The organism is Flavisphingomonas formosensis, from assembly GCF_009755815.1.
GTDB classification, from domain to species: Bacteria; Pseudomonadota; Alphaproteobacteria; order Sphingomonadales; family Sphingomonadaceae; genus Flavisphingomonas; species Flavisphingomonas formosensis.
Genome location: NZ_WRPK01000002.1, coordinates 489,988 through 514,326 on the forward strand (window position 1 = coordinate 489,988; position 24,339 = coordinate 514,326).

14 protein-coding genes are annotated in these 24,339 nt (G+C 65.8%); 4 read left to right on the forward strand and 10 right to left on the reverse strand.

Translation table 11 applies throughout. The features are described from left to right. Positions 1–120 precede the first annotated feature (120 nt). Complete coding sequence (locus GQY20_RS08325; protein ID WP_157216590.1) at positions 121–1,479, forward strand: AlbA family DNA-binding domain-containing protein; 1,359 nt, start codon at positions 121–123, stop codon at positions 1,477–1,479. A 679-nt stretch (positions 1,480–2,158) separates the two neighbouring features. Here the strand turns inward: GQY20_RS08325 and prfH are convergent. The 4 genes from prfH to GQY20_RS08345 form a co-directional block, all read right to left on the reverse strand. Beyond that, complete coding sequence (prfH, locus tag GQY20_RS08330) at positions 2,159–2,776, reverse strand: peptide chain release factor H (RefSeq protein WP_157216591.1); 618 nt, start codon at positions 2,774–2,776, stop codon at positions 2,159–2,161. Continuing rightward, positions 2,773–3,870, reverse strand: coding sequence for an RNA ligase RtcB family protein (locus GQY20_RS08335; protein WP_157216592.1), 1,098 nt, complete (start codon positions 3,868–3,870; stop codon positions 2,773–2,775). Before GQY20_RS08335 ends, prfH begins: the two co-directional genes overlap by 4 nt. Next, positions 3,867–4,370: a hypothetical protein gene (locus GQY20_RS08340; RefSeq protein WP_232475948.1), complete on the reverse strand. Its 504-nt coding sequence runs from the start codon at positions 4,368–4,370 to the stop codon at positions 3,867–3,869. The genes GQY20_RS08335 and GQY20_RS08340 overlap by 4 nt, the downstream gene beginning before the upstream one ends. A 442-nt stretch (positions 4,371–4,812) precedes the next feature. Further along, positions 4,813–6,363, reverse strand: coding sequence for a vWA domain-containing protein (locus GQY20_RS08345; RefSeq protein ID WP_157216594.1), 1,551 nt, complete (start codon positions 6,361–6,363; stop codon positions 4,813–4,815). 236 nt (positions 6,364–6,599) lie between these two features. Here GQY20_RS08345 and GQY20_RS08350 point away from each other — a divergent pair, with 236 nt between their 5' ends. Further along, a complete protein-coding gene (locus tag GQY20_RS08350) occupies positions 6,600–7,193 on the forward strand; it encodes a 3'-5' exonuclease family protein (protein WP_157216595.1) in 594 nt (197 codons plus the stop codon). Here GQY20_RS08350 and GQY20_RS08355 read toward each other — a convergent pair. Both GQY20_RS08355 and GQY20_RS08360 read right to left on the reverse strand, forming a co-directional pair. Further along, positions 7,160–7,627, reverse strand: a complete 468-nt coding sequence (locus GQY20_RS08355) for an NUDIX domain-containing protein (RefSeq protein WP_157216596.1) — start codon at positions 7,625–7,627, stop codon at positions 7,160–7,162. The genes GQY20_RS08350 and GQY20_RS08355 overlap by 34 nt on opposite strands. Beyond that, on the reverse strand, positions 7,624–9,048 hold the full coding sequence (locus GQY20_RS08360; RefSeq protein WP_157216597.1) for an MFS transporter: 1,425 nt from the start codon (positions 9,046–9,048) through the stop codon (positions 7,624–7,626). The genes GQY20_RS08355 and GQY20_RS08360 overlap by 4 nt, the downstream gene beginning before the upstream one ends. A gap of 186 nt (positions 9,049–9,234) precedes the next feature. Here GQY20_RS08360 and GQY20_RS08365 point away from each other — a divergent pair, with 186 nt between their 5' ends. After that, positions 9,235–10,083 carry a hypothetical protein gene (locus tag GQY20_RS08365; protein WP_198350875.1) on the forward strand — a complete coding sequence of 283 codons (849 nt, stop codon included), beginning with the start codon at positions 9,235–9,237 and terminating at the stop codon, positions 10,081–10,083. Between the two features lie 18 nt (positions 10,084–10,101). Here GQY20_RS08365 and GQY20_RS08370 read toward each other — a convergent pair whose 3' ends face one another. The 4 genes from GQY20_RS08370 to GQY20_RS08385 form a co-directional block, all read right to left on the reverse strand. Continuing rightward, positions 10,102–10,989, reverse strand: a complete 888-nt coding sequence (locus tag GQY20_RS08370) for an SDR family NAD(P)-dependent oxidoreductase (RefSeq protein ID WP_198350876.1) — start codon at positions 10,987–10,989, stop codon at positions 10,102–10,104. A gap of 41 nt (positions 10,990–11,030) precedes the next feature. Continuing rightward, positions 11,031–12,827: a flavin-containing monooxygenase gene (locus GQY20_RS08375; protein WP_157216599.1), complete on the reverse strand. Its 1,797-nt coding sequence runs from the start codon at positions 12,825–12,827 to the stop codon at positions 11,031–11,033. Between the two features lie 174 nt (positions 12,828–13,001). Further along, entirely contained in the window at positions 13,002–14,108 is a 1,107-nt protein-coding gene (locus tag GQY20_RS08380) for a 2OG-Fe(II) oxygenase (protein ID WP_157216818.1), read from the reverse strand. 145 nt (positions 14,109–14,253) lie between these two features. Continuing rightward, on the reverse strand, positions 14,254–15,333 hold the full coding sequence (locus GQY20_RS08385; RefSeq protein WP_157216600.1) for a helix-turn-helix transcriptional regulator: 1,080 nt from the start codon (positions 15,331–15,333) through the stop codon (positions 14,254–14,256). Between the two features lie 402 nt (positions 15,334–15,735). Between GQY20_RS08385 and GQY20_RS32475 the strand changes: the two genes are divergently transcribed. Next, positions 15,736–24,258, forward strand: a complete 8,523-nt coding sequence (locus tag GQY20_RS32475; protein ID WP_157216601.1) for a beta strand repeat-containing protein — start codon at positions 15,736–15,738, stop codon at positions 24,256–24,258. The last annotated feature ends 81 nt before the right edge of the window (positions 24,259–24,339 follow it).

The following is a 24,339-nucleotide window of genomic DNA, read 5'->3' on the forward strand; positions in this document are numbered from 1 at the left end:
GAGCAGACATTCACGGTGGCTGATCTGAACGGCTGACCCTGGTCGATTCTGGACGCGCTGCTGCAGGGGGCGGTCTCGTTGAAGGTGGCCTCCCGGTGGACCCTGTGCCATGAGATCGTCATGGCTAATTCCATTCCCGATCGACTGTCCGACCTGCTCGTGGCGGTGAGCGAAGGCCTCGATGTCGAGGTCAAGAACTGGATTGACCTCGACGACCCGGACGGAAAGGCTACATTTGCGAAGGCTGCGCTGGCCCTTGCTAATCACGGCGGCGGCGTGGTGATTTTTGGTATGACCGAGACGTCGGAAGGCATGGTGCAGGCTGAAGGGCGGCCTGCAAGCATGGCGGGCTACGGCCAGGATCTCGTCAACGGGATCATTCACTATTACGCCGATCCGCCGTTTCACTGTGCGGTCCATCTCCGGGCGGGTCCGGATGGTGCCGAGTACCCGATCGTTGTAATCCCCGGCGGCCATCGCGCACCAATCCGTGCGAAGCGCGGTGGCCCCAACGGTCAGATCGTCAAGGACAACAGCATCTACATCCGCCGTCCCGGACCGCGGAGCGAGACCCCGCAGTCTTCACAGGATTGGGATGCGCTCTTGGGCCGCTGCCTCTCCAACCGTCGCGACGAGATGTTCGATCAGATTCGGGCACTGATCACCGGGGCCGTTCCGGTGCCGCCGGCGTCACCGGAGCCTGATGCGCTCGATCAATGGATCGAGCGCTCGATCGAACGTTGGACGACGCTGATAGCGAAGCTTCCTTCCAACTCGGCCTCCCGTTGTCCGCACGGCTATATGTGGTTCGCCTTCGCGCTCGAAGGCCGACGCCGCGCGCTTTCGCCTGGGGCATTCAACACGGCGGTGCGCGCAGCCGAGGTCGACCTCTCGGGCTGGCCGCCCTTCTGGTATCCAACGAGGAAGGAGATCCAGCCCTATCCTTTCGAAAGGATGGTTGAATGTTGGATCGGTGGCGACACGGCTCCGGTCGTCGGCGACCATGGCGCTGGACACTCCGACTTCTGGCGGGTGTCACCAGAAGGGTTTGGCTTTCTCCTGCGCGGCTATCGCGAGGACGACATTGCGGATCGGAGAGGAGGGCCGGGCAAACCGGGAAGTGAACTCGACATCGAATGGCCAGTCGCCCACACGGCCGAGGTTCTTCTTTATATCGGGAGCCTGTCGCGACAGCTGATGGAGGGCGATGTCACGGTCCGGCTCGCTTGTGGGCACACTGGCCTTGCCGGACGGATGCTCGCGAGCATCAGTGGGCGGCGAGTGATCTCTCATCGGCTCAGTCAGCAGGGCGAGATCCGCTCGGACGCCGCCTTCGACGTCGCGGCGATCGACGCCAACCTCGCCGAGATCATTCGTCCGCTTCTCGAACCGCTCTACGCAACCTTCAATTTTTTCGAGTTGCCGGCGGAATTGGTCGCGAATGTCTCGACCCTGGTGCGACAGGGTCGATATGGCTGACTACATTCGCGCTACGCGCCGTTGGGGTGCCGCCGCGGCTGTGAATTTTCAGGCATCACCGCTGGGAAGGCGCTGGGACTAGCGCCGGTGTCTTCGCGGCTGGTCGGAATCTCAGGCAGCGGATGCCATCCACGTTCGGCCAATGGCCTACCAATGTCCGACATCCCGTGACCGAACGGACCCGTGTCAGCGACTGTCCGCTTTGACCAGCGCGAACGGCAGCTTCCGTTAGGATCGGACGTTCAGCGCAGACGTAGAAAACGACTGGCATTGGTCGGAAGCCGCCAGGAGACCGATAACAGCGCATGCCGATATCTGGACGACTATCGACCGGCAGCTGTGACCACGGGGCCGCGCCGCCAGTCGGCGAACCCACTGCGTCAGCACCTGCGGGACGGGGGGTTTCCCTCCCGCGCGATCTTGATCAAAAGCTTTCGCTTCGAGATCGACGTGGAAGACGCACTTGCGCTCGCCGAGAACATAGAGATCCGACCAATCGGCTCCTCCCTTCCGCGAGGAGCCGACTTCACGTCGCTTGACGCGAAACCTTCGTTCCGGACCAAGCACTGAAAGACGGCTCTCAGTCGGAATAGACACAAGCGTCCGCCACGGATGCTGACTTCGCCTTGGCGGATATTGGACCAAGAGCGAAACGGCCACCGCTGACTGGCGTTGTCGACTAGCGCCGCCGGAACCGCTCGCTCTCGTAGGTGCGGACTGCATTGCCACGTTCGAGTTCGCGGTTCTGATCCCACAGTGCCCGCTTGCCTCCGGCTTTTTCCGCGCGTCGTCGATCGTCGAGCAGCATCGCCAGCTTGAGCCGGGCGATCTTCTTGTTGGCGAATTGCGAGCGTTGATCCTGGGACGACGCGACAAGGCCCGTCGGCAAATGCGTGGCACGAACGGCACTATCGGTCTTGTTGACATGCTGCCCACCCGGACCGGAGGCGCGGAAGGTTTCATAGCGAATGTCCTCATCATGCAGGTCCGGTGACTGCTTGCCGGTTCGGACCGGCTGGACGCCTACGAACCAGTTGCGCCGCTTGTGGAGAGGGCGGAACGGGCTGGTTCCGATCCAGCGGATCGTCCCGATGCACGATGTGGCAAAGGCTTCCGCCCCTTCGCCCGACAGGCGCAGCAATGCCGTCGCGACCGGCCCGTCGATCGGCTCGATCGGTTCGCAGGCGAGGCCTGCCGCGTTCCCTTCGCGGCATAGGGCCTTGGCCAGCTCGGCCACGACCCATTCGCATTCCTTCGGACCCTGACCGGAGGACAGGTGCAGGATGATCTCCGTCATGCGCGCCTCGTCTTGTAGGTGAGAAGCGGGCGCAGTGTCGCGATCAGATCGACTAGCCCCGCCGTTTCGAGATCGCGCACGACCTGATGGATGTCCTTGTACGCCTGAGGCGCCTCCTCATAGATCAGGTCACGATCTTCGCAGATCACCCGACTGCCCAGTTTCGTCCGCTCGAGATCGGCGATGCTGAACCGGCGGACGAGCTTGTCCTTCGCCTCGCTGCGGCTCCATTTGCGGCCGGCACCATGCGCCAGCGAATGCAGCGCCGTGTCCGCCTGTTCCAGCCGGGGCCGGATCAGATAGGTCATGTCGCCGCGCGATCCGGGAATGACGACCATTCCCTTGTCCGCCGGCGCCGCGCCTTTCCGGTGCAGCCAGCCGCCCTGATGCGGCGTCACGCTGTTGTGGCAGATATCGAGCAGTCGCTCGCCACTGGTGCCGAGGCGGTCGAGGAACCGCTCGGCGATCAGTTCGCGGTTGAGCGCGGCCCAATGCCTGGCATTGTCGTGCGCGGCCAGATAGGCCGCACAGGCTGGATCGCTGGCAAGCAATCCACCGACATTATGCCGTGCCAGATGCCCGTCCAGGATCGCCTGGCCCAGTCCCCGCGATCCGCTGTGCACCATCAGATAGAGAGCGGCGGGATCAACCGCCGCGTCCCCATCCCCATGCACCGTCTCGACCCGCAGCAGTTCGGCAAAATGGTTGCCGCCGCCGATCGTGCCCAGCGCTTCGCCGGCAAGATCGGACGCCAGCCCCGCCTCGGCCAGGCGCACGGCACCATCGCCCGACCAGGGGGCGTCCAGTCCTCCCAGCTTGCGCTCGGCGGCGTCCAGCCGGAACTTGCGGAGCGGCAAGGCGGAGCGCCACAAGCCCATCCCGCAGCCGATGTCGCTGCCGACCAGGTGGGGGTAGACATGGCTGCGTGACCAGAAGGCCGCGCCGACCGCAATGCCGCGTCCGGCATGCAGATCGGGCAATCCGACGATGCGATCGATACCATCGAGCCGCGCGGTGTTGTGGAGCTGGTCCACCGCCGTCTGCTCGATCCAGCTTTCGGGCGATGCCACGATATGGATGGTTGCGCCGGTCATCGGGCCGCATCCTTCCCTCCGGGGTGGCGCCTGCCGGGCGGGACGACATGCCCCTGATCGCGCCAGAACCACACGCGATCCTTCAGCACGCCGTCGCGCGGATCGACATAAAGTTCCCGGCCACGGCAGTTGCGCAGGTCCGGGCGAAGGATATGGCCATCGTGCAACAGCTCGCCACGCCGCCCCTGCGAGATGCCGAAGATCACGAAATCGCGCAGGTGCTGGCGGACATGCATCTTCACCGTGCTGCCGGTGTCGAGCTGCGCACAGATTTCGCTGAACACGTCATCCCAGCGACGTCCCACCCGCCGCTGAAGGAAGCGGACGAGCGGCGCGAGATTCTCGTTGAGCGATTTGCTATGGTCGGCGCGTTCGCGGACGTGCCTTTTCAAACCGATGTGCTTGAAGTCGTTGTTGTCCTTCTTGAGCTTTACCGGAGGTGCATGACGCGAGCCCCAGCGGGGACACTCGACAATGACCTTGAACATGTCAGCGCGCATCGCGGCCCTCCCCAAAAGCGGAGATACCGATCGGCGGACGTGAAACAGGAGAAATGGATGCGGCACCATGGCCGCGAAAATGGGTCAGGCGACCAAAGTCACCCGCACAGGAATTGCCCATGTGCTATGTTCCTGAACTTGGAAAACGGGAGTGATGACGGGTGCGGTTGCGGCTCGCATGTGCTCACTCCTTTCCTTCGTTCGAGAAACAGTGGTGCGCGTATTATGCCAAGTCACCACGACAATCAATGGCTCGACGCATCCCTGCGACCGCCGGAGAATGGCGATGGTGGTCAGAAGGCGCCGAGAGATCGTTGCCGGGCGTGGCGATATCCAGGCGACTGTTGACCGGCAGCTGTGGCCGTGCACCGCGCCGCCAGCGGACAAGCTTGGAACGTTGGGGCCTGCGGGAGGGGATACCCCCTCCCCTCCCGATCATCGATCAGAAGCTTTCGCTCCGGCGCCCGTCCTCGCCGCGCCGGGATTCGGCGAGTTCGGTCAGCTTCAGGAATTCCTGCCGCCAATAATCCTGCTGCGGGCCGGCAAGGCGGCGCATGTCGGCGAAGCTGAAGTCGCCGAGATAAGTGTCTCCGCGCAGGCGCTGGCCGAAGGCCGCGACGGCGGCGGCGAAGGCCATGTCGCCGTGCGGGGCGGCGGCAGTGCGGATCAGGTCGGCGCCGATCGGCTGCTCGATCAGCGCGGATCGGTCGCCATCGGGCAGCTTGTAGCGCAGCTTCAGCCAGGCGAGTTCGCCGGAACCGTGCGGCGCGGCATCGGCCGTGCGATTGGCGGCGAAGTGCCGCTCGGTCGACCAGCCCTTGCCGCCTGCGGGCACGATCTCATAGATGGCCGTCACCTGATGACCGGCGCCGATATCGCCGGCATCCACCTTGTCGTCATCGAATTGCTGCTCGGCGAGCGCGCGGTTCTCATAGCCGATCAGACGATATTGGGAGACGATAGCGGGATTGAACTCGACCTGGACCTTGACGTCCTTGGCAATGGTGAACAGCGTGGATTGGAGCTCCTCGTCCAATACCTTGCGGGCTTCCATCGCGCTGTCGATATAGGCATAGTTGCCGTTGCCGACATCGGCGATGCGCTCCATCATCGCTTCGTTGTAATTGCCCTCGCCGAAGCCGAGTGTGGTGAGGGTGATGCCGTCGTCGCGATTGCTCTTCACCAACGCTTCGAGCGCGTCCGTGTCGGTCAAGCCGACGTTGAAATCGCCGTCGGTCGCCAGGATCACGCGGTTGACGCCATCGGCGATGCGGTTCTGCCGCGCCAATGCATAAGCGAGCTCGATGCCCTCGCCGCCGGCGGTCGATCCGCCCGCCTGCAACTGGTCGAGCGCCGCCTTGATCGTGGCGGGATCGCTGGTCGGATCCAGCACGACGCCAGCGGCGCCGGCATAGACGACGATCGAAACCCGATCGCGCGGCGTCAACTGATCGGCGAGCAGGGCGAGCGCGCTCTTGACCAGCGGCAGCTTGTCCGGTTCGTCCATCGATCCCGACACGTCCAGCAGGAAGACCAGATTGGCGGCCGGCCGCTGGCTGCGCGGCAGATCATAACCGCGGATGCCGATGCGCAGCAGCCGCGTCTCGGGATTCCAGGGCGTCGTCGCCAGGTCGGTCGAGACGGTGAAGGGACGGCCGCGGTCCGCAGGACGGGGGTAATCGTAGCGGAAATAGTTCAGCATCTCCTCGGTACGGACGGCGTCGGGCGGCGGCGGAGAGCCCTTGTTCAGGAAGCGGCGCACATTGGCATAGCTGCCCGTGTCGACATCCACGGCGAAGGTCGAGACCGGGGCGTCGGCGACGGCCCGCACGGGAGCCACCGGCTTGCCGTCGTAGCGCTCGCCCGATGGCGGGGCGAGCCCATCCTGCTCCCCGGACGCGTAGCTCATCGTCGGGCCGGTGCTCGTCTCGGCAGGCTTGCAGGCGGCGGTGGAGACCAGGAGACCGAGCAGGATCGCGGAACGCAGCTTCATGAGGCACTCTCCTTCGTTGATCGCCCCTGAGCGTATCGACGACAACATTCTGGCGCAATATTGAAACGGTTTGCCGATAAAATGGGTGATGTTGCCAAAATAGCACGCCGTTTTGGGCGTGGTCGCTACGGTGGGCCTGTGATGATTCGACTCGATCCAGGCCCGTTTGCAAGCCAGCCGCGACACCCTGTTCCAGCCCGTCGCAAACACCGGCCCGCCTGGTATATTCGCTGACCATGCGCGCCTTCCTCGATTTCGAAGCATCCTCGCTCGCCAAGCAGAGTTATCCGATCGAGGTTGCGTGGGTGTTCGAGGACGGTGTGTCCGAAACGCATCTGATCCGGCCGGCGCCGGACTGGGACGATTGGGATCCGCGATCGGCCGAGATCCACCATATCGAGCGCGCGACGCTGCTTGCCGAAGGCGAGTCGCACCAGGCGGTCGCGCAGCGGATGGTGGAGGCGCTGACCGGCCACGCGCTGTTCGCCAGCGCGCCGTCCTGGGACGGGAAATGGCTGAGCACGCTGCTGCGCGCGGCCGGACTGCCGCGACACTCCTTGCGGCTGCGCGCGACGGAGGCGGCGCGGATCGAAGCGGCGATCGAGGTGCTGAAACCGGCCGTTCCGCCGGCGGCGCTGAGCCGCGCGGTCAAGGAAACGCTGGTGCTGGCGGAATTGCGCGGCGGGCGCACGCCGCCCCTGCACCGGGCGCTCGCCGACGCGCAACGGGAGCGCGATTCGTGGATGTGCGTGCGGGACGTGGCGCTGGAGCGCGCCGCCGCCGAGCGCGCCGAGGCTCAGGCCGCGCCGGCCAGCACCAGCTCGAGCTGATCGAGCAGCGGCTGCTGGCTCGGCAACATCATCGCGCGCGCATCGGCCAGCCCGAACCAGCGGGCGGCATCCACCTCCGGAAAGGTCTGCATGCGGCCGCTGCGGGGCGGCCATTCGATCTCGAAGGTCATGCTGCGGATCGCATCGGCATCGACATCCTGCTCCAGCAGAAAGGCCTGGACGCGCTTGCCGCCCGCCTGGCGGATCTCCATCAGCGGCTGGAGGTCGCCGGCGAGGGCGATGCCGAGTTCCTCCTCCACCTCGCGCCGGGCGGCGGCATCGTCCGCCTCGTCCGGCTCGATCGCGCCCTTAGGGATCTGCCAGGCGCCCATATCCTTGCTGCGCCAATAGGGGCCGCCGGGATGGACGAGCAGCACCTCAAGACGGCCATCGCGGCGGCGATAGAGCAGCACGCCGGCGCTGCGCGGGTTCATGCCGTGCCGCCCCGCGGGCGCGCATCGAGCGTCAGCCAGGCGACGACACCGGAGGCCATGGCGAGCAGCGCGCAGACCAGGGCTGCGCCGTGGAAGGCCGCGATCAGCGCCGCCCCTCCGCTGGCGATCACGGCACCGGCGAGCGCGGTCGCGATCAGCCCGCCGGTACGCGCGATCGCGCTGTTGAAGCCGGAAGCGGTGCCGGTATGGCGGGCATCGACCGAGGAGAGGACGGCGGTGGTGAGCGGCGCGACCGCGCCGGCCATGCCGAGGGCGACGACGATCATGCCGGGCATCACCCCGTTCCAATAGGATGCGAGCGGATCGAGCCGCGTCATCAGCAGGAAGCCGAGGCCGGTGACGATCGGCCCGATCGAAAGCGGCCAGCGCGGCCCGAGCCTTTCGGTGAGCCGCCCCATCAATCGCGAGGCAAGGCCGATCACGATCGAAAAGGGAAGCAGCGCCGTGCCGGCCGCGAGCGGAGAATAGCCGCCGCCGACGATCAGCACATAGGGAAGCAGCACCAGCAGGCCGCCGAGCGCGCCGTAGAGCAGGAAGGTCAGCACCGTCAGGCCGACGAACGGCCGCGATCCGAACAGGGCGAGCGGCATCATCGCATCCTCGCCGCGGCGATGCTCGGCGAGCACGAAGAGCAGCAGCATCAGCAGGCCCGCACCGACGCCGGCGAGCACGGCGGGCGAGAGCATATGGTGGCTGGACCAGAGGGTGAGCCCCCAGGTGAGCGCGCCGAGCGCACCCGTAGCGAGCAGCGCGCCGGCCCAGTCGAGCGGCTGCGTGCCCGCCGCGCTTTCGGCGACGAAGCGCCGGGCGATGAGGATCGCCGCAGCCGCGACGGGCAGGTTCAGGAAGAAGATGGCACGCCAGCCGACCCCGTCGACCAGCCAGCCGCCCAGCGGCGGCCCCACCGCGCTGGCGATCGCGCCGGCTGCAGCCCAGGTGCCGATCGCCCGCCCGCGCGCTTCGCCGGAAAACGCATTGCCGAGGATGGCGAGGCTGTTCGGCATCAGCATCGCCGCGCCGACGCCCTGGAGACTGCGCGCGGCGAGCAGCACGGGCAGGTTCGGCGCCAGCGCGCACAGCACCGAGGCGAGCGCGAACAGGGCGACACCCATGACGAGCAGCCGGCGGCGGCCATAATGATCCCCGGCCGCGCCGCCGAGCAGCAGCAAGGCGGACAGCGGCAGCAGATAGGCGTTGATCGTCCATTGCAGATTGGCGGGAGTGGCGTGGAAGCTGCTTTCGATCGCCGGCAGGGCGACGTTCATCACCGACCCGTCGATGAAGGCCAGGCTCGACGCGCACATGGTGGCGGCAAGCGTCCAGCCGGGACGGGCAACCGTTCCGGCTTCCGCCGCCTGCGCGGCGGCCTCGTCGCAGGGCGCGGCGAGGCTGGTGCTCATGCGCGCCCTTTCCGTCCCAGGCTTCCGGCCGTCGTTCGACTCATGGCTCTCCGTCCATCCGCCGTCGCTAACCGCATGATGCGCCCGGCAGTTCCCCGCGCAACCCCCGGATACAAAACTTCTCGGCCTGGCGCCCTGAATCGGTGTAGGCACCGGGGGCACGCGAGAAGGGACAGGGGATCAGGCATGGACAATGAGCATCCGGTTGCGGACGCCCCGGCCTCCGCATCGCGCGATCCCTCCACCTGGCCGGCCTGGGCGAAGCCGTCGAGCAACCGGATGGTCGACGTGGGCTGGCTGCTCGAGACCGATCAGGCACGCTTCGTCTGGGGGGAGCCGCGCCGGATCGTGCGCAGCGATCCTCCGCCCGCCCATGCGAAGGCGGTGAGCTACTGCCCGGCGGTCGTCGACCATGAAGGGCGGATGTTCGACATACCCTGCCCGATCGACCTCAAGCTCGGCTTCCGCAAGGACAAGGAGGGCAAGGCGACGCTCGTCAATCTCGACGGCGACCAGTCCTCGATCCGCAACAAGACGCTCAATTCGATGGTCTCGCTGGTCGGCCAGAAGGAATGGCGGCATCCCGAGCGGCCGATCCTGCAGCTCATCACGCCTTATATCTTCCTGTCGGACGAGCCGGTCTACATGACGCAGCTTCCGCCGATGACGCACTATCGGCCGGATCCGTGGCCGGGCCAGCTCATCGCGGGGCGGCTGCCGATCCATATCTGGCCGCGGCGGATGATGTGGGCGTTCGAATGGTATGAGCCCGGCAAGCCGCTGGTGCTGCGGCGGGGCGAACCCTGGTTCCACGTCCGCTTCGAGACGCATGATCCTTCGCGGCCGGTGCGCATGTTCGAAGCGGAGCTGACGCCGGACCTCAAGGAATATCTGGAAGGCATTCGCGGCGTCGCCAACTATGTCGACCGCACCTATTCGCTGTTCAAGGTGGCCGAGGAACGACGGCCGGCGACGCTGCTGAAACGCAAGGCGCGCGGCGCGGCGGCAGAACAGGTGACGCCGGACCTGCGGTAAGCGGGACCGGCCCGACCGCTACTGCCGATAGCCCTTGAGGCCGCCAGCCTCCGAATATTGCTGGTTGAGGAAGGCGCGGACACCGTCGGGCAGGGTCGGCGTCTGAAGTTCGCTGAGGTGGGCGCCGCGATCCCTGGCCATCGCCGCCATCACCTCGGGATGGGTCGATATCCAGAATTGCCTGGCGGCGATGCCATCCAGGATGATCCTGCCGGCCTCCAGCCCGGTAAGGCCGCCCTGCACCATATTCTCCATATAAGCGCGCTGCGCCTCCACGAAATCGCGGGCGCCGCCCACGGGCGAATCCCGGAAGATGCGGGTCGCGACCGGGCCGGGCAGGATCGCCGAAACGTGGATAGGCGCATCCACCGCCTGCATCTCCAGCGAAAGGCATTCGCAGAAGGAGAGGACGGCGTGCTTGGTCAGAATATAGGCGGTCTGCGTGGGCATCATGCCGAGCCCGCCGACCGAGGAGACATTGGCGACATAGCCGCGCTTGCCGCTCGCCAGCATGCGCGGAAGAAAGGCGCGAACCCCGTGGACGACACCGGCGATGTTGATCGCGATGATACGGTCCCAGGTCTCCGCCGACACCTCCCAGCTATAGCCCATGGTCTCGATGCCGGCGTTGTTGATCAGCAGACGCACATCACCCCAGCGATCCTGGACGATCGCCGCGAGCCGATTGAGCGCAGCGGCATCGGTGACGTCGGTCGGCACCGGCATCGCCGTGCCGCCGTCCGCTTCTATGTCCGCGGCGACGCGGGCGATGCGGTCCTCGGCTATGTCGGCGAGCACCACCCTCATGCCCAGCGCCGCCGCGTGACGTGCAATCCCTTCGCCGATGCCGCTGCCCGATCCGGTGATCACGGCAACGCCGCCCTCGAACGCTTCCTTCGCCGTCATCATCTTCTCCCGCCCTGTGCTTGTTCTTCCGGCTGCCCCGATCACCCCTTGCGCAGGGCCAGCCCTTCCAGCGTGCCGGCGTCGCGCCACTGCTCCAGCAGCGCGGAGTAGCCGACCGAACCGCCCCCGTAAAAGCTGCTGCGCAGATCGGCCTCGGTCATCTTGCCTTCGTTGTTGCGATAGCTGGGGGTGCATTCCTCATTGAAGCGCGCGGCGGGGACGGCCATGCGCACGATGGTGTCGCACCACGCCTGCTCCGCATCCTGCGTCACCTCGACGACATGCGCGCCGCGCGCCCGCGTCTCGGCGATGATGTGGGCGATATGCGCGGTGATCTCCCCGACGATGTGGAGGACGTTCGGCGTGCCGCCGACATGGGCCGTGGCCGAGATCAGGAAGGCGTTGGGAAAGCCGTGCACGTGCATGCCGTGCAGGGTGGTGATGCCGTCCCGCCATTTGTCGGTCAGCGTGATGCCGCCGCGGCCGATAATGTCCATCGCCGTCTGCCGCTTGTAGCTGGTGCCGACTTCGAAGCCGGTCGCGAAGATCAGGCAATCGAGCGGATATTCTTTTCCATCGACGACGGCCCCCGTCTCGGTGATGCGCTCGACACCCCTGCCCTGGGTATCGACCAGGGTCACGTTCGGCCGATTGAATGTCGGCAGATATTCGTCGTGGAAGCAGGGCCGCTTGCAGAACTGATTATACCAGGGTTTCAGCGCCTCCGCCGTCGCCTTGTCGGTGACGATGGAATCGATGCGCGCGCGTATCTCTTCCATCTTCCGGTAATCCGCCATCTGCGCAGGCTCGGCGATCTCGGCGGGCATATTGTCGACCAGCACGCCGGGCAGGTTACGGAACACGTCGATCCAGCCGTCGCCGACCAGATCCTCGTCCTGCGTACCGCCGCTCACCAATATGTTGAAATTGTCCATCCGCCGCTTCTGCCAGCCCGGCGTCAGCGTCTTCACCCATTCGGGATCGGTCGGGCGGTTGCCGCGGTAGCCCACCATCGAGGGGGTACGCTGGAACACGAAAAGCTGCTTCGCCCATGCGCCGAGATGCGGAATGCACTGCACGCCCGTCGCGCCCGTGCCGATGATGCCGACAGCCTTGTCGGCAAGGCCGGTCAGCTCGCCTTTCGAGTGGCCGCCCGTATAGCCATAGTCCCATCGGCTGGTGTGGAAGGCGTGGCCCTTGAAGTTTTCGATGCCGGGAATGCCGGGCAGCTTGGGCTGCTGCAGGAAGCCGGCGCCGAGCACGACGAACCGGGCCTTCACCCTGTCTCCGCGATCGGTGGCGACGATCCAGCGGGCGATCGCCTCGTCCCAGCGCAGTTCGCGCACTTCGGTCTGCAGCAGCGCCTGGCGGTAGAGATCATATTTGCGCGCGACCGCCTGGGCGTGAGCGAGAATCTCCGGCGCCTTGGCATATTTCTCGGTCGGCATGGTGCCGACCTCTTCGAGCAGCGGAATATATATGTAGGATTCAATGTCGCAGGCGGCGCCGGGATAGCGGTTCCAATACCAGGTGCCGCCGAAATCGCTGCCCTTCTCGACGATGCGAATATCTTCCACGCCGGCCTCGCGCAGACGCGCCGCCGTCAGCAAGCCACCGAAGCCGCCGCCGACGATCACCACCTCCGCCTCGTCGAACAGCGGCGCCCGCTCGATACGCTCGGCATAGGGGTCGGCCGAAAAATGGGCGAAGCGGCCGGATACCGGGATATATTGCTCGACGCCATCCTCGCGCAGGCGCTTGTCCCGCTCGGCCAGATATTTGGCCTTCAGCGCGATCGGGTCGATCTCATTCCGCACGCCATCCACAGCTTCGCCCACGCAATCCCCTCCTTCGCAACGAAGCCTGCCTGCGACGAATAGGCAGACCCATTTTGACCCGTTCTAAAGGCTTTTGCGGCGGGGCGGAGCGGCGCTATTCACAATTGGCTCGCCAGACTACCCGAATTGGTCAATGAGACGATACTTATCCGTTACTAGCCCAACTGCCTTCTGTCAGGCGACGGCGTCGCCGGCGACAGGAAAGCCGGCCCGATAAGGCTGGATGCCATCACCCAGAAAGACGCTATTTTCTTCGCGCAGGCGCGCGCCGGCATCGTCGTAGAGGAAGGGCAGATAGGCGTAGCGACGGCCGCTGCGCACGGGCAGCGCCTCGTGCAGCATGGAGCAGGAGAAAACGATCGCTCCGCCGGTCGGCGCGCGATAGGCACGCGGGCCATATTCCGGGAAACGGAGCTCGCCGCCTTCATAGTCGTCGGCATTGAGATTGATCGTCACCGCGAAGCGGCGATGCGCGGTGCCCTTGGTCGTATTGTCGCGATGCGGACGGAAATAGCCGCCGCTGCCGCCGTCATAGCAGGCGACGATATGCCGTTCGATGCGCGTGGCATTATATTGGAAGGCGTGCCGCAGGCGCGGCACCAGGCGCACGTTGATCCGGCCGATCAGCGCGCGGCGCAGCAGCTCATCCTCGATATTATAGTCGCTGCGCCGCTTGTGGTTTGCGTCGGTCATATAGACCGTCCTGCCGTCCACCTCGCGCATGAAGCCGGATTCGGCGCCGCCATTGGTATCGTAAAGCTCGATCAGCTTGCGACACAGCTCGGGTTCGAAGATCCGCGGCACCTGCAGCACCGGCGCCCAGAGCTGGTCGCGCGGCCCGGCGATCAGACGCTCGAGATGGGCGATCGCCTCCAGCCCCTCGCCCAGCGGATAGATGCCGGCCACCTGCAGCGCATGATCCAGCACCAGCCAGTGCGGGCGATAGCTGCCGGCGGAGTCCGGATCTGGCACCGCGCCATAGGACAGGCTGACCTGGCGATCATGGTCGAGCAGGAAACGCAGGCCCGGGACTTGCGGCACGATCCGGCCCTGGGCGGAATCCTGCGGATCGATGGTGACACCGAAGAAGCAGGCCGCCACATCGTCGAACAGGGGACGATGCGCGGCCACGAGATCGAGCGCGGCGCGGCACTGGCCATTGGCGGCGCTGCCGAAGAACAGCATCATCACGGGACGGCCGGCCGCGGTATCGAAGACGTAGTTGGGATTGCCTTGCAGCGCCGGTGCGCGGAAGGAAGGCGCGAAATCGCCGACCAGCAACGGAAACTTCCTCGGCTCGACGCCAGACACGATGCAACACCCCCTCACCCTCGGACGCGCGACACGCCCCGCCGCGACGCTACCGCAAGCAGATACGCCGCAGAAAGCGATTATCTTCCATTGCGGTGCAATCGCCCGCCGCCGTTCATCCAGGCATGCCGGCAAGCAACGCGATCAGATCGCTCTGTCGGCGCGTGTCGGTCCGCTGGAAGAGCGAGCGAAGCTGGGTTCGGATGGTCTCGCGCCCGACCTGCCGTTCCGCCGCGATCTCTTCCAGGGTAAGGCCGGCGAGCAGCCCTTCGGCAAGCACGGTCTCGGCCTGGGTGAAGCCATAGGCCTGGCGCAACCGGCTACCGCGGCGCTGTACGTCCCGAGTCTCTTCGGGATCATCGATCAGCAGCAGCGCACCGTCCAGCGGGTCGGTGCCGCCAGGCAGGACGAGCACGCGGTAGGAGCGCCTGAACGACGGCCGGCGACAGAGAAAGGCGGTACGCGTGGCCGGTCCGCGATCGATGACGTCTTGAACGGCGAGGCGGAGCCCCTGCGCGGCGACACCATCCTCGACCGCGAAACAGCCGCCACGCACAGCCAGGCCGTCAGCCGCATCCAGCACCGCCACGGCGGCCGCCGACGCCTGATGGATGCGCAGCTGCCGGTCGACGCGCAGAATCGCGCGGCCGCTGGCGTCCACCATATGGCGCAGCCCCCGCGCCTCGGACCGTTCCCGCTCGACCAGACGGCGCAGGCGGAGGATGCGATCGACATGACCATGCAGCGCACGAAGGCGCTCGGCATCGCCCTCGTCGAATTCGGCAGCACCGTAGGGGCGATGCACGGAGACGATCAACGTGTCGCCACCCGGAGGTGAGAACATGCCGAGACAGCTGGCGGTATCGTCGCCGAGCGGCTTCATCAGCTCATTGTACATCGGCGTCCGCAGGAAGGCGCTCGGCGGCAGCAGCTTGTCGAGGATGATCGGCGTTCCCATGCGCCCCGCCGTCACTGCGGCCTGCCGCCACGGATCGCTTCCCAAATATTCGCTATAGTAACGACCGAATGCCTCGGCCGGCCAATAATTCATCTGCCCGAAGCGCAAGGCTCCGTTCGAATCGAGATGGGTGACGACCGCCGAACGGGTTCCACAAAAGGCGGCGACAGACTCCGAAAGCCCATAAAAGGCGCGGTCATCCTCGATCGCTGCGTAAAGCTGCTCAACATCCCCCATACAGCCCCCACTGTAATTCGGTTAACCGCTTCCTACGCGTTTCACCCGTTCGGGGGAAGACGACAGACAGGATTTTCCTTTCTAATCCAAACAGCGAGGGGGAGTTCTGGCGTGCGCGATCTTGCGATTCGACGTTTCTCGAAATCCGCGGATGATTTGGCGGGGAAGGCCACGTCATTGGCATCTGTCGAGCTGCCCATACCTCCTTCGACGGGCATATGCCGCACTAATAGTCCGGCTTACTTCGAAATTTCGTGGATCCGGAGCGCGCACGCGCCTTAAATTCAGAATCTGTTGTGAGCTTTGAGTGAGGGGCCGCCCGTTCTTCTGACGGATCGAGGCCAAAAACCGGTGATCGCGCGCATATGCGTGCAGCTTCGTTCATCTTGGGGGGATAGGATCATGCCGACCTATAATGGCACGTCGGGCGACGACACGATCTTCGGCGATCAGGCGGGTGCCGCGGCGGACACGATCAACGGCCTGGGCGGCAACGATACGCTCTATGGCGGCGCGGGCACCAACAGCCTGAACGGCGGCGACGGCAACGACAGCCTGTACAGCGACGGCACCGACGACAGCATCGACGGCGGCGCGGGCGACGACAACATCCTCTTCAACAACGGCGCGATCATCGGCGGCGCCATTCAGGGCGGAACGGGCACCGACACGATCAGCTTCAGCAACGCGATATTCGACGCGACTTCGGGCGCAGCGACCTTCGCGGGCGTGGAATCGGTGAGCGGCAGCCTCGTCGGCACGACAGGCAACGACGTGCTGAATCTCTCCGGGCTTACAGATCCCGCACTGGCCGCCTCCTCGCTTTCCGTCTCCGGCGGCGGCGGCAACGACACGATCACCGGCGGCAGCGAGAACGACGCCATCTATGGCGAGGCCGGCAACGACACGCTGAACGGCGGAGCCGGCAACGATTCGCTCTATGGCGGCACCGGCACGAACAGCCTGAGCGGCGGCGACGGCAGCGACGGCCTCTATCTCGACGGCATCGACGACAGCGCTGACGGCGGAGCCGGCGACGACACCGTGTCCTTTTCAAGCACTGCTGTCGTCGGAGGCGCAATTCAGGGCGGCACAGGCGCCGACAGCCTATCTTTCAGCAGCACCCTATTCGACGCCACATCCGGTTCAGCAAGCTTTTCGGGCTTCGAATCCGTGAGCGGCAGCCTGATCGGCACCACCGGCAACGACGTGATCGACCTCAGCGGCCTCAGCGATCCGGCCCTCGCCTCCTCCTCGCTGTCAATCTCGGGCGGCAACGGCGCCGATACGATCACCGGCGGCAGCGAGAGCGACACCCTCTCGGGAGAGGCGGGCAACGACACGCTCAACGGCGGCGGCAGCGGCGACACGCTGTATGGCGGCGCAGGCACGAACAGCCTGAACGGCGGCGACGGCAACGACTATCTCTATCTGGACGGCACGGGCGACAGCGCAGACGGCGGAGCCGGCGACGACACGGTTTCCCTGTCGGGCACCGCGATCGTCGGCGGCTCGATCCTCGGCGGCATCGGTGCGGGCGATGCCCTCATTTTCAACAATAGCATCTTCAATGCGACGTCAGGCAGCGCGACTTTCACGGGATTCGAATCGGTCAGCGGCAATCTGGTCGGCACCTCAGGCAACGATGTCGTCAATCTCAGCGGGCTTACCGACCCGGCACTGTCCGGCTCGTCGCTGACGATCAACGGCAATGCGGGCAATGACACGATCACCGGCGGCGCGGAGAATGACAGCCTGTATGGCGGCACCGGCACGAACAGCCTGAGCGGCGGTGACGGCAACGACGTGCTCGACAGCACCGGCACCGACGACAGCCTCTATGGCGGCGCCGGTGACGACGCCGTCTATCTGGAAAGCGGATCGATCATCGGCGGCGCCATCCAAGGTGGCGACGGCACCGATTCGCTCAACTTTTATGGCGCGACGTTCGATGCGACTGCAGGCAGCGCCACCTTCTCGGGCTTCGAGACGGTCGGCGGTACGATCGTCGGCACGACCGGCAACGACGTAATCGATCTGAGCGGTCTCAACGCCGCTTCACTCGCAACATCGACGCTCAGCATCTCGGGCGGTTCGGGCAACGACACGATCACCGGCGGCAGCGAAAGCGACACTATCTATGGCGAGGCCGGCAACGACACGCTGAACGGCGGCGCAGGCAACGACTATCTCTATGGCGGCGCCGGAGTGGACAGCGTCAACGGCGGCGACGGCGACGACATCATCTATGTCGATACGAACAGTCCGCTGGTGGCCGGCGAGAGTTTCTCGGGCGGCGCCGGCTATGACCAGCTCAACATCAGTACTGGCGCTGCGGTCAACATCAGCTCGGTGACGATCGGCGGCGGGATCGAGGAGATTTATACGGCTGGCCAGGCGCTCAGCCTCGCAGCAGCGCAGGCATCCGCCTTCTCCTATTATAATATCGGCTCCAGCATCACCCTGACGACGACGGGAACGGCCAACTTCACCGGCGCTACCATCAATGCCACCACCATCAACCTCAATGCCGGGGGCAACACGCTGATCCTGACGGGCGTGACGCCTTACGGCTACACCGTGAATGGCGGTGCAGCGGTCGACACCGTGACCGGATCCGAAGGCAGCGACAGCATCTACGGCCTCGCCGGCGCGGACGCGCTGAACGGCGGCAATGGCGATGACTATGTCTATGGCGGCAACGACAACGACACGCTGAGCGGCGGGGCCGGCAACGACAATCTCTACGGCGGCGCGGGCGTCGACAGCTATGACGGCGGCGCCGGCGACGACGTCATCCATTATGACGCCTCCAATCCGCTGGCCGCCGGCGAAAGCGTGAGCGGCGGCGCCGACTATGACCGGCTGTCGCTGGAATTCAATGCGGCAAGCAACATCAGCGCGCTGACGATCGACGCGTCGGTCGAGGAGATCGATACCTATGGCTATGATCTCAGCCTGACCTCCACGCAGCTCGGCAACTTTTCCACCGTCTCGATCGGCTATGCCGCGATCAATCTCACGACGAGCGGCACGGCCGATCTGACCGGCGCCGCAGTCTATGCCAGCACGATCAATCTGAATGCAGCCGGCAACACACTGATCATGACCGGCGTGACGACCAACAGCTACACCATCAACGGCGGAGCCGCGGCGGACACGATCACGGGCGGCGAGAACAGCGACGTCATCTATGGCAATGCCGGCATCGACACGATCGACGGCGGCGGCGGCAACGACACCATCTATGGCGGGGCCGGCGCAGACATATTGAAAGGCGGCGCGGGCGACGATGCCATCACCGTCGACAATGCCGCCGATATCGTGTCGGGCGAGCAATATGACGGCGGCACCGGCAACGATACGCTCTACCTGAACTTCCAGGCGAACAGCGATCTGTCGGCGACCAGCCTGACCGGCATCGAAGGCGTGCAGCAGAATTATTATTATTACGACGTGGCGATGACCGCCGCACAGCTCGATGCGCTCACCTATCTCCAGGGCTTCTCCTTCACGCTGACCACCGCCGGTTCCGTTTCGATGAGCGGCGTCACTGTCGCGTCCAATGGCAGCTTCACCCTCGCCGCCGCCGGCAACACGTTCGATCTGACCGGCGTGCTCGGCCAGAGCGGCTACACGGTCAACGGCGCGGCCGGCGTCGACATCATCACCGGTTCGACCGGCGGCGACACACTCTATGGCGGCGGCAATGGCGACACGCTGAACGGCGGCGATGGCGGCGACGTCCTCTATGGCGGCGACGGCATCGACACGATCGACGGCGGCGCCGACAATGACACCATCTATGGCGGAGCCGGCGCGGACATATTGAAAGGCGGCGCGGGCGATGACACCATTACGGTGGATAGCGCGGCCGACATCGTCGCGGGCGAGCAATATGATGGCGGCACCGGCACCGACACACTCTATCTGAACTTCCAGGCGAACAGCGATCTGTCGGCAACCAGCCTGACCGGTATTGAAGGCCTCCAGCAGAATTATTATTATTACGACGTGGCGCTGACCGCCGCGCAGCTGGACGCGCTCACCTATCTCTACGGCGCTTCCTTCACGCTGACCACCGCCGGTTCCGTTTCGATGAGCGGCGTCACCGTCGCAGCCAGCAGCGGCTTCAACCTTGCCGCCGCAGGCAATACGTTCGATCTGACCGGCGTGCTCGGCCAGAGCGGTTACACGGTCAACGGCGCGGCCGGCATCGACATCATCACCGGCTCGACCGGCGGCGATACCCTCTATGGCGGTGGCAATAGCGATACGCTGTACGGGGGCAGTGGCGGCGACCTGCTCTATGGCGGCGACGGCATCGACACGATCGACGGCGGCGCCGACAATGACACCATCTATGGCGGCGCCGGCGCAGACATATTGAAAGGCGGCGCGGGCGATGACGCCATCACGGTGGATAGCGCGGCCGACATCGTCGCGGGCGAGCAATATGATGGCGGCACCGGCAATGACACGCTCTACCTGAACTTCCAGGCGAACAGCGATCTGTCGGCGACCAGCCTGACCGGCATCGAAGGCCTCCAGCAGAATTATTATTATTACGACGTGGCGCTGACGGCGGCGCAGCTCGACTCGCTCACCTATCTCTATGGCTCCTCCTTCACGCTGACGACCGGCGGCTCCGTCGCGATGAGCGGCGTCACCGTCGCGGCCAGCAGCGGCTTCAACCTTGCCGCCGCCGGTAACACCTTCGATCTGACCGGCGTGCTCGGCCAGAGTGGCTACACGGTCAACGGCGCGGCCGGCAACGACGTCATCACCGGCTCAAGCGGCAGCGACGCGCTGTACGGCGGCGGCGGCAATGACGTGCTCAACGGCGCGGCCGGCACCGATACACTCTATGGCGGCGACGGCGACGACGTGCTGCAGGGCGGCCTCGGCAACGACACTCTCTATGGCGACGCCGGCAGCGACACCGCCAGCTACGCTTCGGCAGCAGGAGCGGTGGTCGTTAATCTGACCGCGGGCACGGCGAGCGGCAATCAGGGCGGCGACACCCTGTCCGGCATCGAGAATATCATCGGCGGCAGCGGCAACGACACGCTGAGCGGCGACGCCAACGACAATGTCATCGAAGGCGGCGCGGGCAACGACACGATCAACGGCCAGGCGGGCAGCGATACGGCGAGCTATGCCGGCGCGGCGAGCGCGGTGACGGTGAGCCTTGCGATCACGGCCCAGCAGAACACGCTCGGGGCCGGGCTCGATACGCTGACCAACATGGAGAATCTGATCGGTTCGGCGTTCGACGACACGCTGACCGGCAATGCCAGCAACAACGTGCTCCAGGGTGGTGCAGGCAACGACACGATCACTGCCGGTGACGGCGCGGACGTCGCCAACGGCGGCGACGGCAACGATATACTCAGCGGCGAAGGCGCCAACGACACGCTGAACGGCGGCGCGGGAACCGACACCCTTTATGGCGGCGCCGGTAACGACGTGATCAATGCGGGAGACGGCAACGACCTGATCTATGGCGGGGCCGGCGCGGACACGATGAACGGCGAAGCCGGCGACGATATTTTCTACGTCGACGGGACGGTGGACACGGGTGATCGCTTCACCGGCGGCGCGGGCACCGATACGCTGCAGGGCCAGACCAACGCGATCCTGAACCTGACCGGTGCCACGATCGACGCCGATGTGGAGCGGCTTGCCGCGCTCGGTGCGGTGGTGATCAACGCCGCGCAGCTCGACACGCTGAGCGACATCTCCGCCGGCGGGACGATCAGCCTGGCAACGGCCGGTGCCGCAGACCTGACCGGCGCCACGGTGGCGGCCGGCACGGTGTTTACGCTCAATGCCGGCGGCAATACGCTGACGCTGACCGGTGTCGCCAATGGCGTGACCGTGAATGGCGGCGCGGGCAGCGATATCGTCACCGGCGGCACCGGCGCCGACACCATTGCGGGGGCAGACGGAAACGACACGCTTGCCGGCGGCGACGGCAACGACGTGCTGAGCGGCGGCACGGGCACGGACAGCCTCTCGGGCGGCGCGGGCGACGATACGCTGGACGGGGGCGCGGGCAGCGACACGATCGACGGCGGCGCGGGCACCGATACGCTGACCTATGCGCTGGGCGGCGCGGGGGTGATCGCCAGCCTGGCGGCCGGCACCGCAAGCAGCGGCGGCGACACGGACACCCTCACCGGCATCGAGAATCTGATCGGCAGCGCCTTCGCGGACGCGCTGACGGGCGATGGCAACGCCAATGTGCTGACCGGCGGCGACGGCGACGACGTGCTGAATGGCGGTGCGGGCAACGACACGCTCTACGGCGGCAACGGGATCGACACGGCATCCTTTGCGGGTGCCACGGCGGCGGTGACGGCGAGCCTGCTGGCCGGCACGGCCACCGGCGGCGCCGGATCGGACACGCTGAGCGGGATCGAGAATCTCGCCGGCTCCTCCTACAACGACGTGCTGACCGGCGATGGCAACGCCAATGTGATCGACGGCGGGGCGGGCAACGACGTGATGAACGGCGGTGCCGGCATCGATACCGCCTCCTATGCCTCGGCGGCGGCCGGCGTGACGGTGAGCCTCGCTTTGGCGACGGCGCAGGCGACCGGCGGCGCGGGCACGGATACCCTCGCCAATTTCGAGAACCTCATCGGCTCGGCCTATAATGACACGCTGACCGGCACGACCGGCGCCAACACGCTCAGCGGCGGGGCGGGCGACGACCTGCTGATCGGCGGCCTCGGCGACGATGTGCTCGACGGCGGAGCGGGCAGCGACACGGCCAGCTATGCGGCGATCACCTCGGCGGTGACGGCGAGCCTGCTCACCGGCACGGCGACGGGCGGCGGCGGCACCGACACGCTGATCGGGATCGAGAAGCTGATCGGCACCAATTACAACGACATATTGACCGGCGATGCCGGCGACAACGTCCTCACCGGCGGCAGCGGCAACGACACGCTCGACGGCAATGCCGGCAACGACACGCTCGCCGGCGGCGACGGCGTCGATACGGCGAGCTATGCCAGCGCGGGCGCGGGCGTGACGGTCAGCCTGGCGCTGACCACCGCGCAGAACACGATCGGCGCGGGCACCGATACGCTGACCGGCATCGAGAACCTCACCGGCTCCGCCTATGACGACGTGCTGACGGGAAGCGTCGGCAACAACGTCATCTCCGGCGGCGATGGCAATGATCTGGTCGACGGCGGCACCGGATCGGGCGCGGACACGCTCTCCGGCGGCAACGGCATCGATACGCTGAGCTATGCCAACACCACCGCCAAGGTGATCGTCAGCCTGGCGGTGACGACCTCGCAGGCCACGGGCGGCGCGGGCAACGACACCATCTCCGGCTTCGAGAACCTGATCGGATCCGGCTTTGCCGACACGCTCACCGGCGACGGCAACGCCAACATCATCACCGGCGGCGCGGGCAACGACCTCATCAAAGGCGGCGCGGGAGCGGACACGCTCTACGGCGGCGCGGGCGACGATACGCTGAACACGATCTCCACCGGCGGCGCGACGCTGGACGGCGGTGCAGGCACCGACATCGCTTCCTTCGCTGGCCTGCTCGCCGCAGTGAGCGTCACCGTGGAGGCGGGAACCGGCGTGGTCCATGCGACGGGCGGGGCCGGCAACGTCACCATGACCAGCATCGAGGGGCTGATCGGCACCGACTTCGCGGATTATCTCGGCGGCGATGGCGGCAACAACAGCCTTTATGGCGGGGCCGGCAACGACGTGATCGACGGTTTCGGCGGCAACGACTTCATCGACGGCGGCGCCGGGAGCGACACCGTCTATTTCAACCATGCGCTGGCCGGCGTGACGGTAAACCTCGCCAGCACCTCCTCCCAGAATACGGGCGGAGCCGGCACCGATATCATCCAGAATGTCGAGAACCTCTATGGCTCAGACTATAACGATATCTTCACCGGCAATGACTTCTCCAACACGCTGACCGGATCGTTGGGCGACGACACGCTCAATGGCGGGCTCGGCAACGACTTCCTCTATGGCGGCGACGGTATCGATACGGCGAGCTACGCCACCGCTACCGGCGCGGTGCGGGTCAGCCTGGCGATCGCGACGGCGCAGTCCACCCTCTCCGCCGGTTCGGACACGCTGGCGGGCATCGAGAATCTGACCGGCGGCGCCTATGACGACCAGCTCACCGGCGATGCGGGCAACAATGTCCTCACCGGCAATGCCGGCAACGACACGCTCGTCGGCGGCCTCGGCAACGACACGTTGAACGGCGGCGCCGGCATCGACACGGCAAGCTATGCGACCGCCAGCTCTGCGGTGACGATCAACCTGGCGCTGACGACGGCGCAGGATACGCATGGCGCAGGCCTCGACACCTTCGTGTCGATCGAGAATGTCACCGGCTCGGCCTATGACGACGTCATCACCGGCACGGCGCAGGTGAACGTGATCTCCGGCGGCAACGGCAATGATACGATCGATGCCGGCTCGTCCAACGACACTGTCGACGGCGGCAATGGCAACGACATCCTCAAGGGCGCGGCCGGCGACGACATTCTCACCGGCGGCGCGGGCACGGACACGCTGACCGGCGGTGCCGGTGCCGACACGCTGACCGGCGGCACGCAGGCGGACAAATTCGTCTACAGCGCCGTCGGCGACAGCACGCTGGCCGCCACCGATCGCATCACCGACTTCGCCAGCGGCGACATTCTCGATGTCTCCGCAATCGATGCCAACACGAAGGTGGCCGGCGACCAGGCCTTCCACCTCGTCGGCGCCTTCTCCAACAGCGGGGGCGAATATACGCTCGCCTATGACGCGGGCACCAACACCACCACCGCCCTGTTCGACACCAATGGCGATGCCAATGCCGACATGGCGATCCTGTTCACCGGCAACGTTACTGCGCTGACGAGCACCTGGCTTCTCTAGGTGCGGCTTCTGAGCAGGGCCCAGCTGTTGGCGCGGAAATCATGGCCGTAGAAGCAGGCATAGCCGTGCGACGTCAGATCG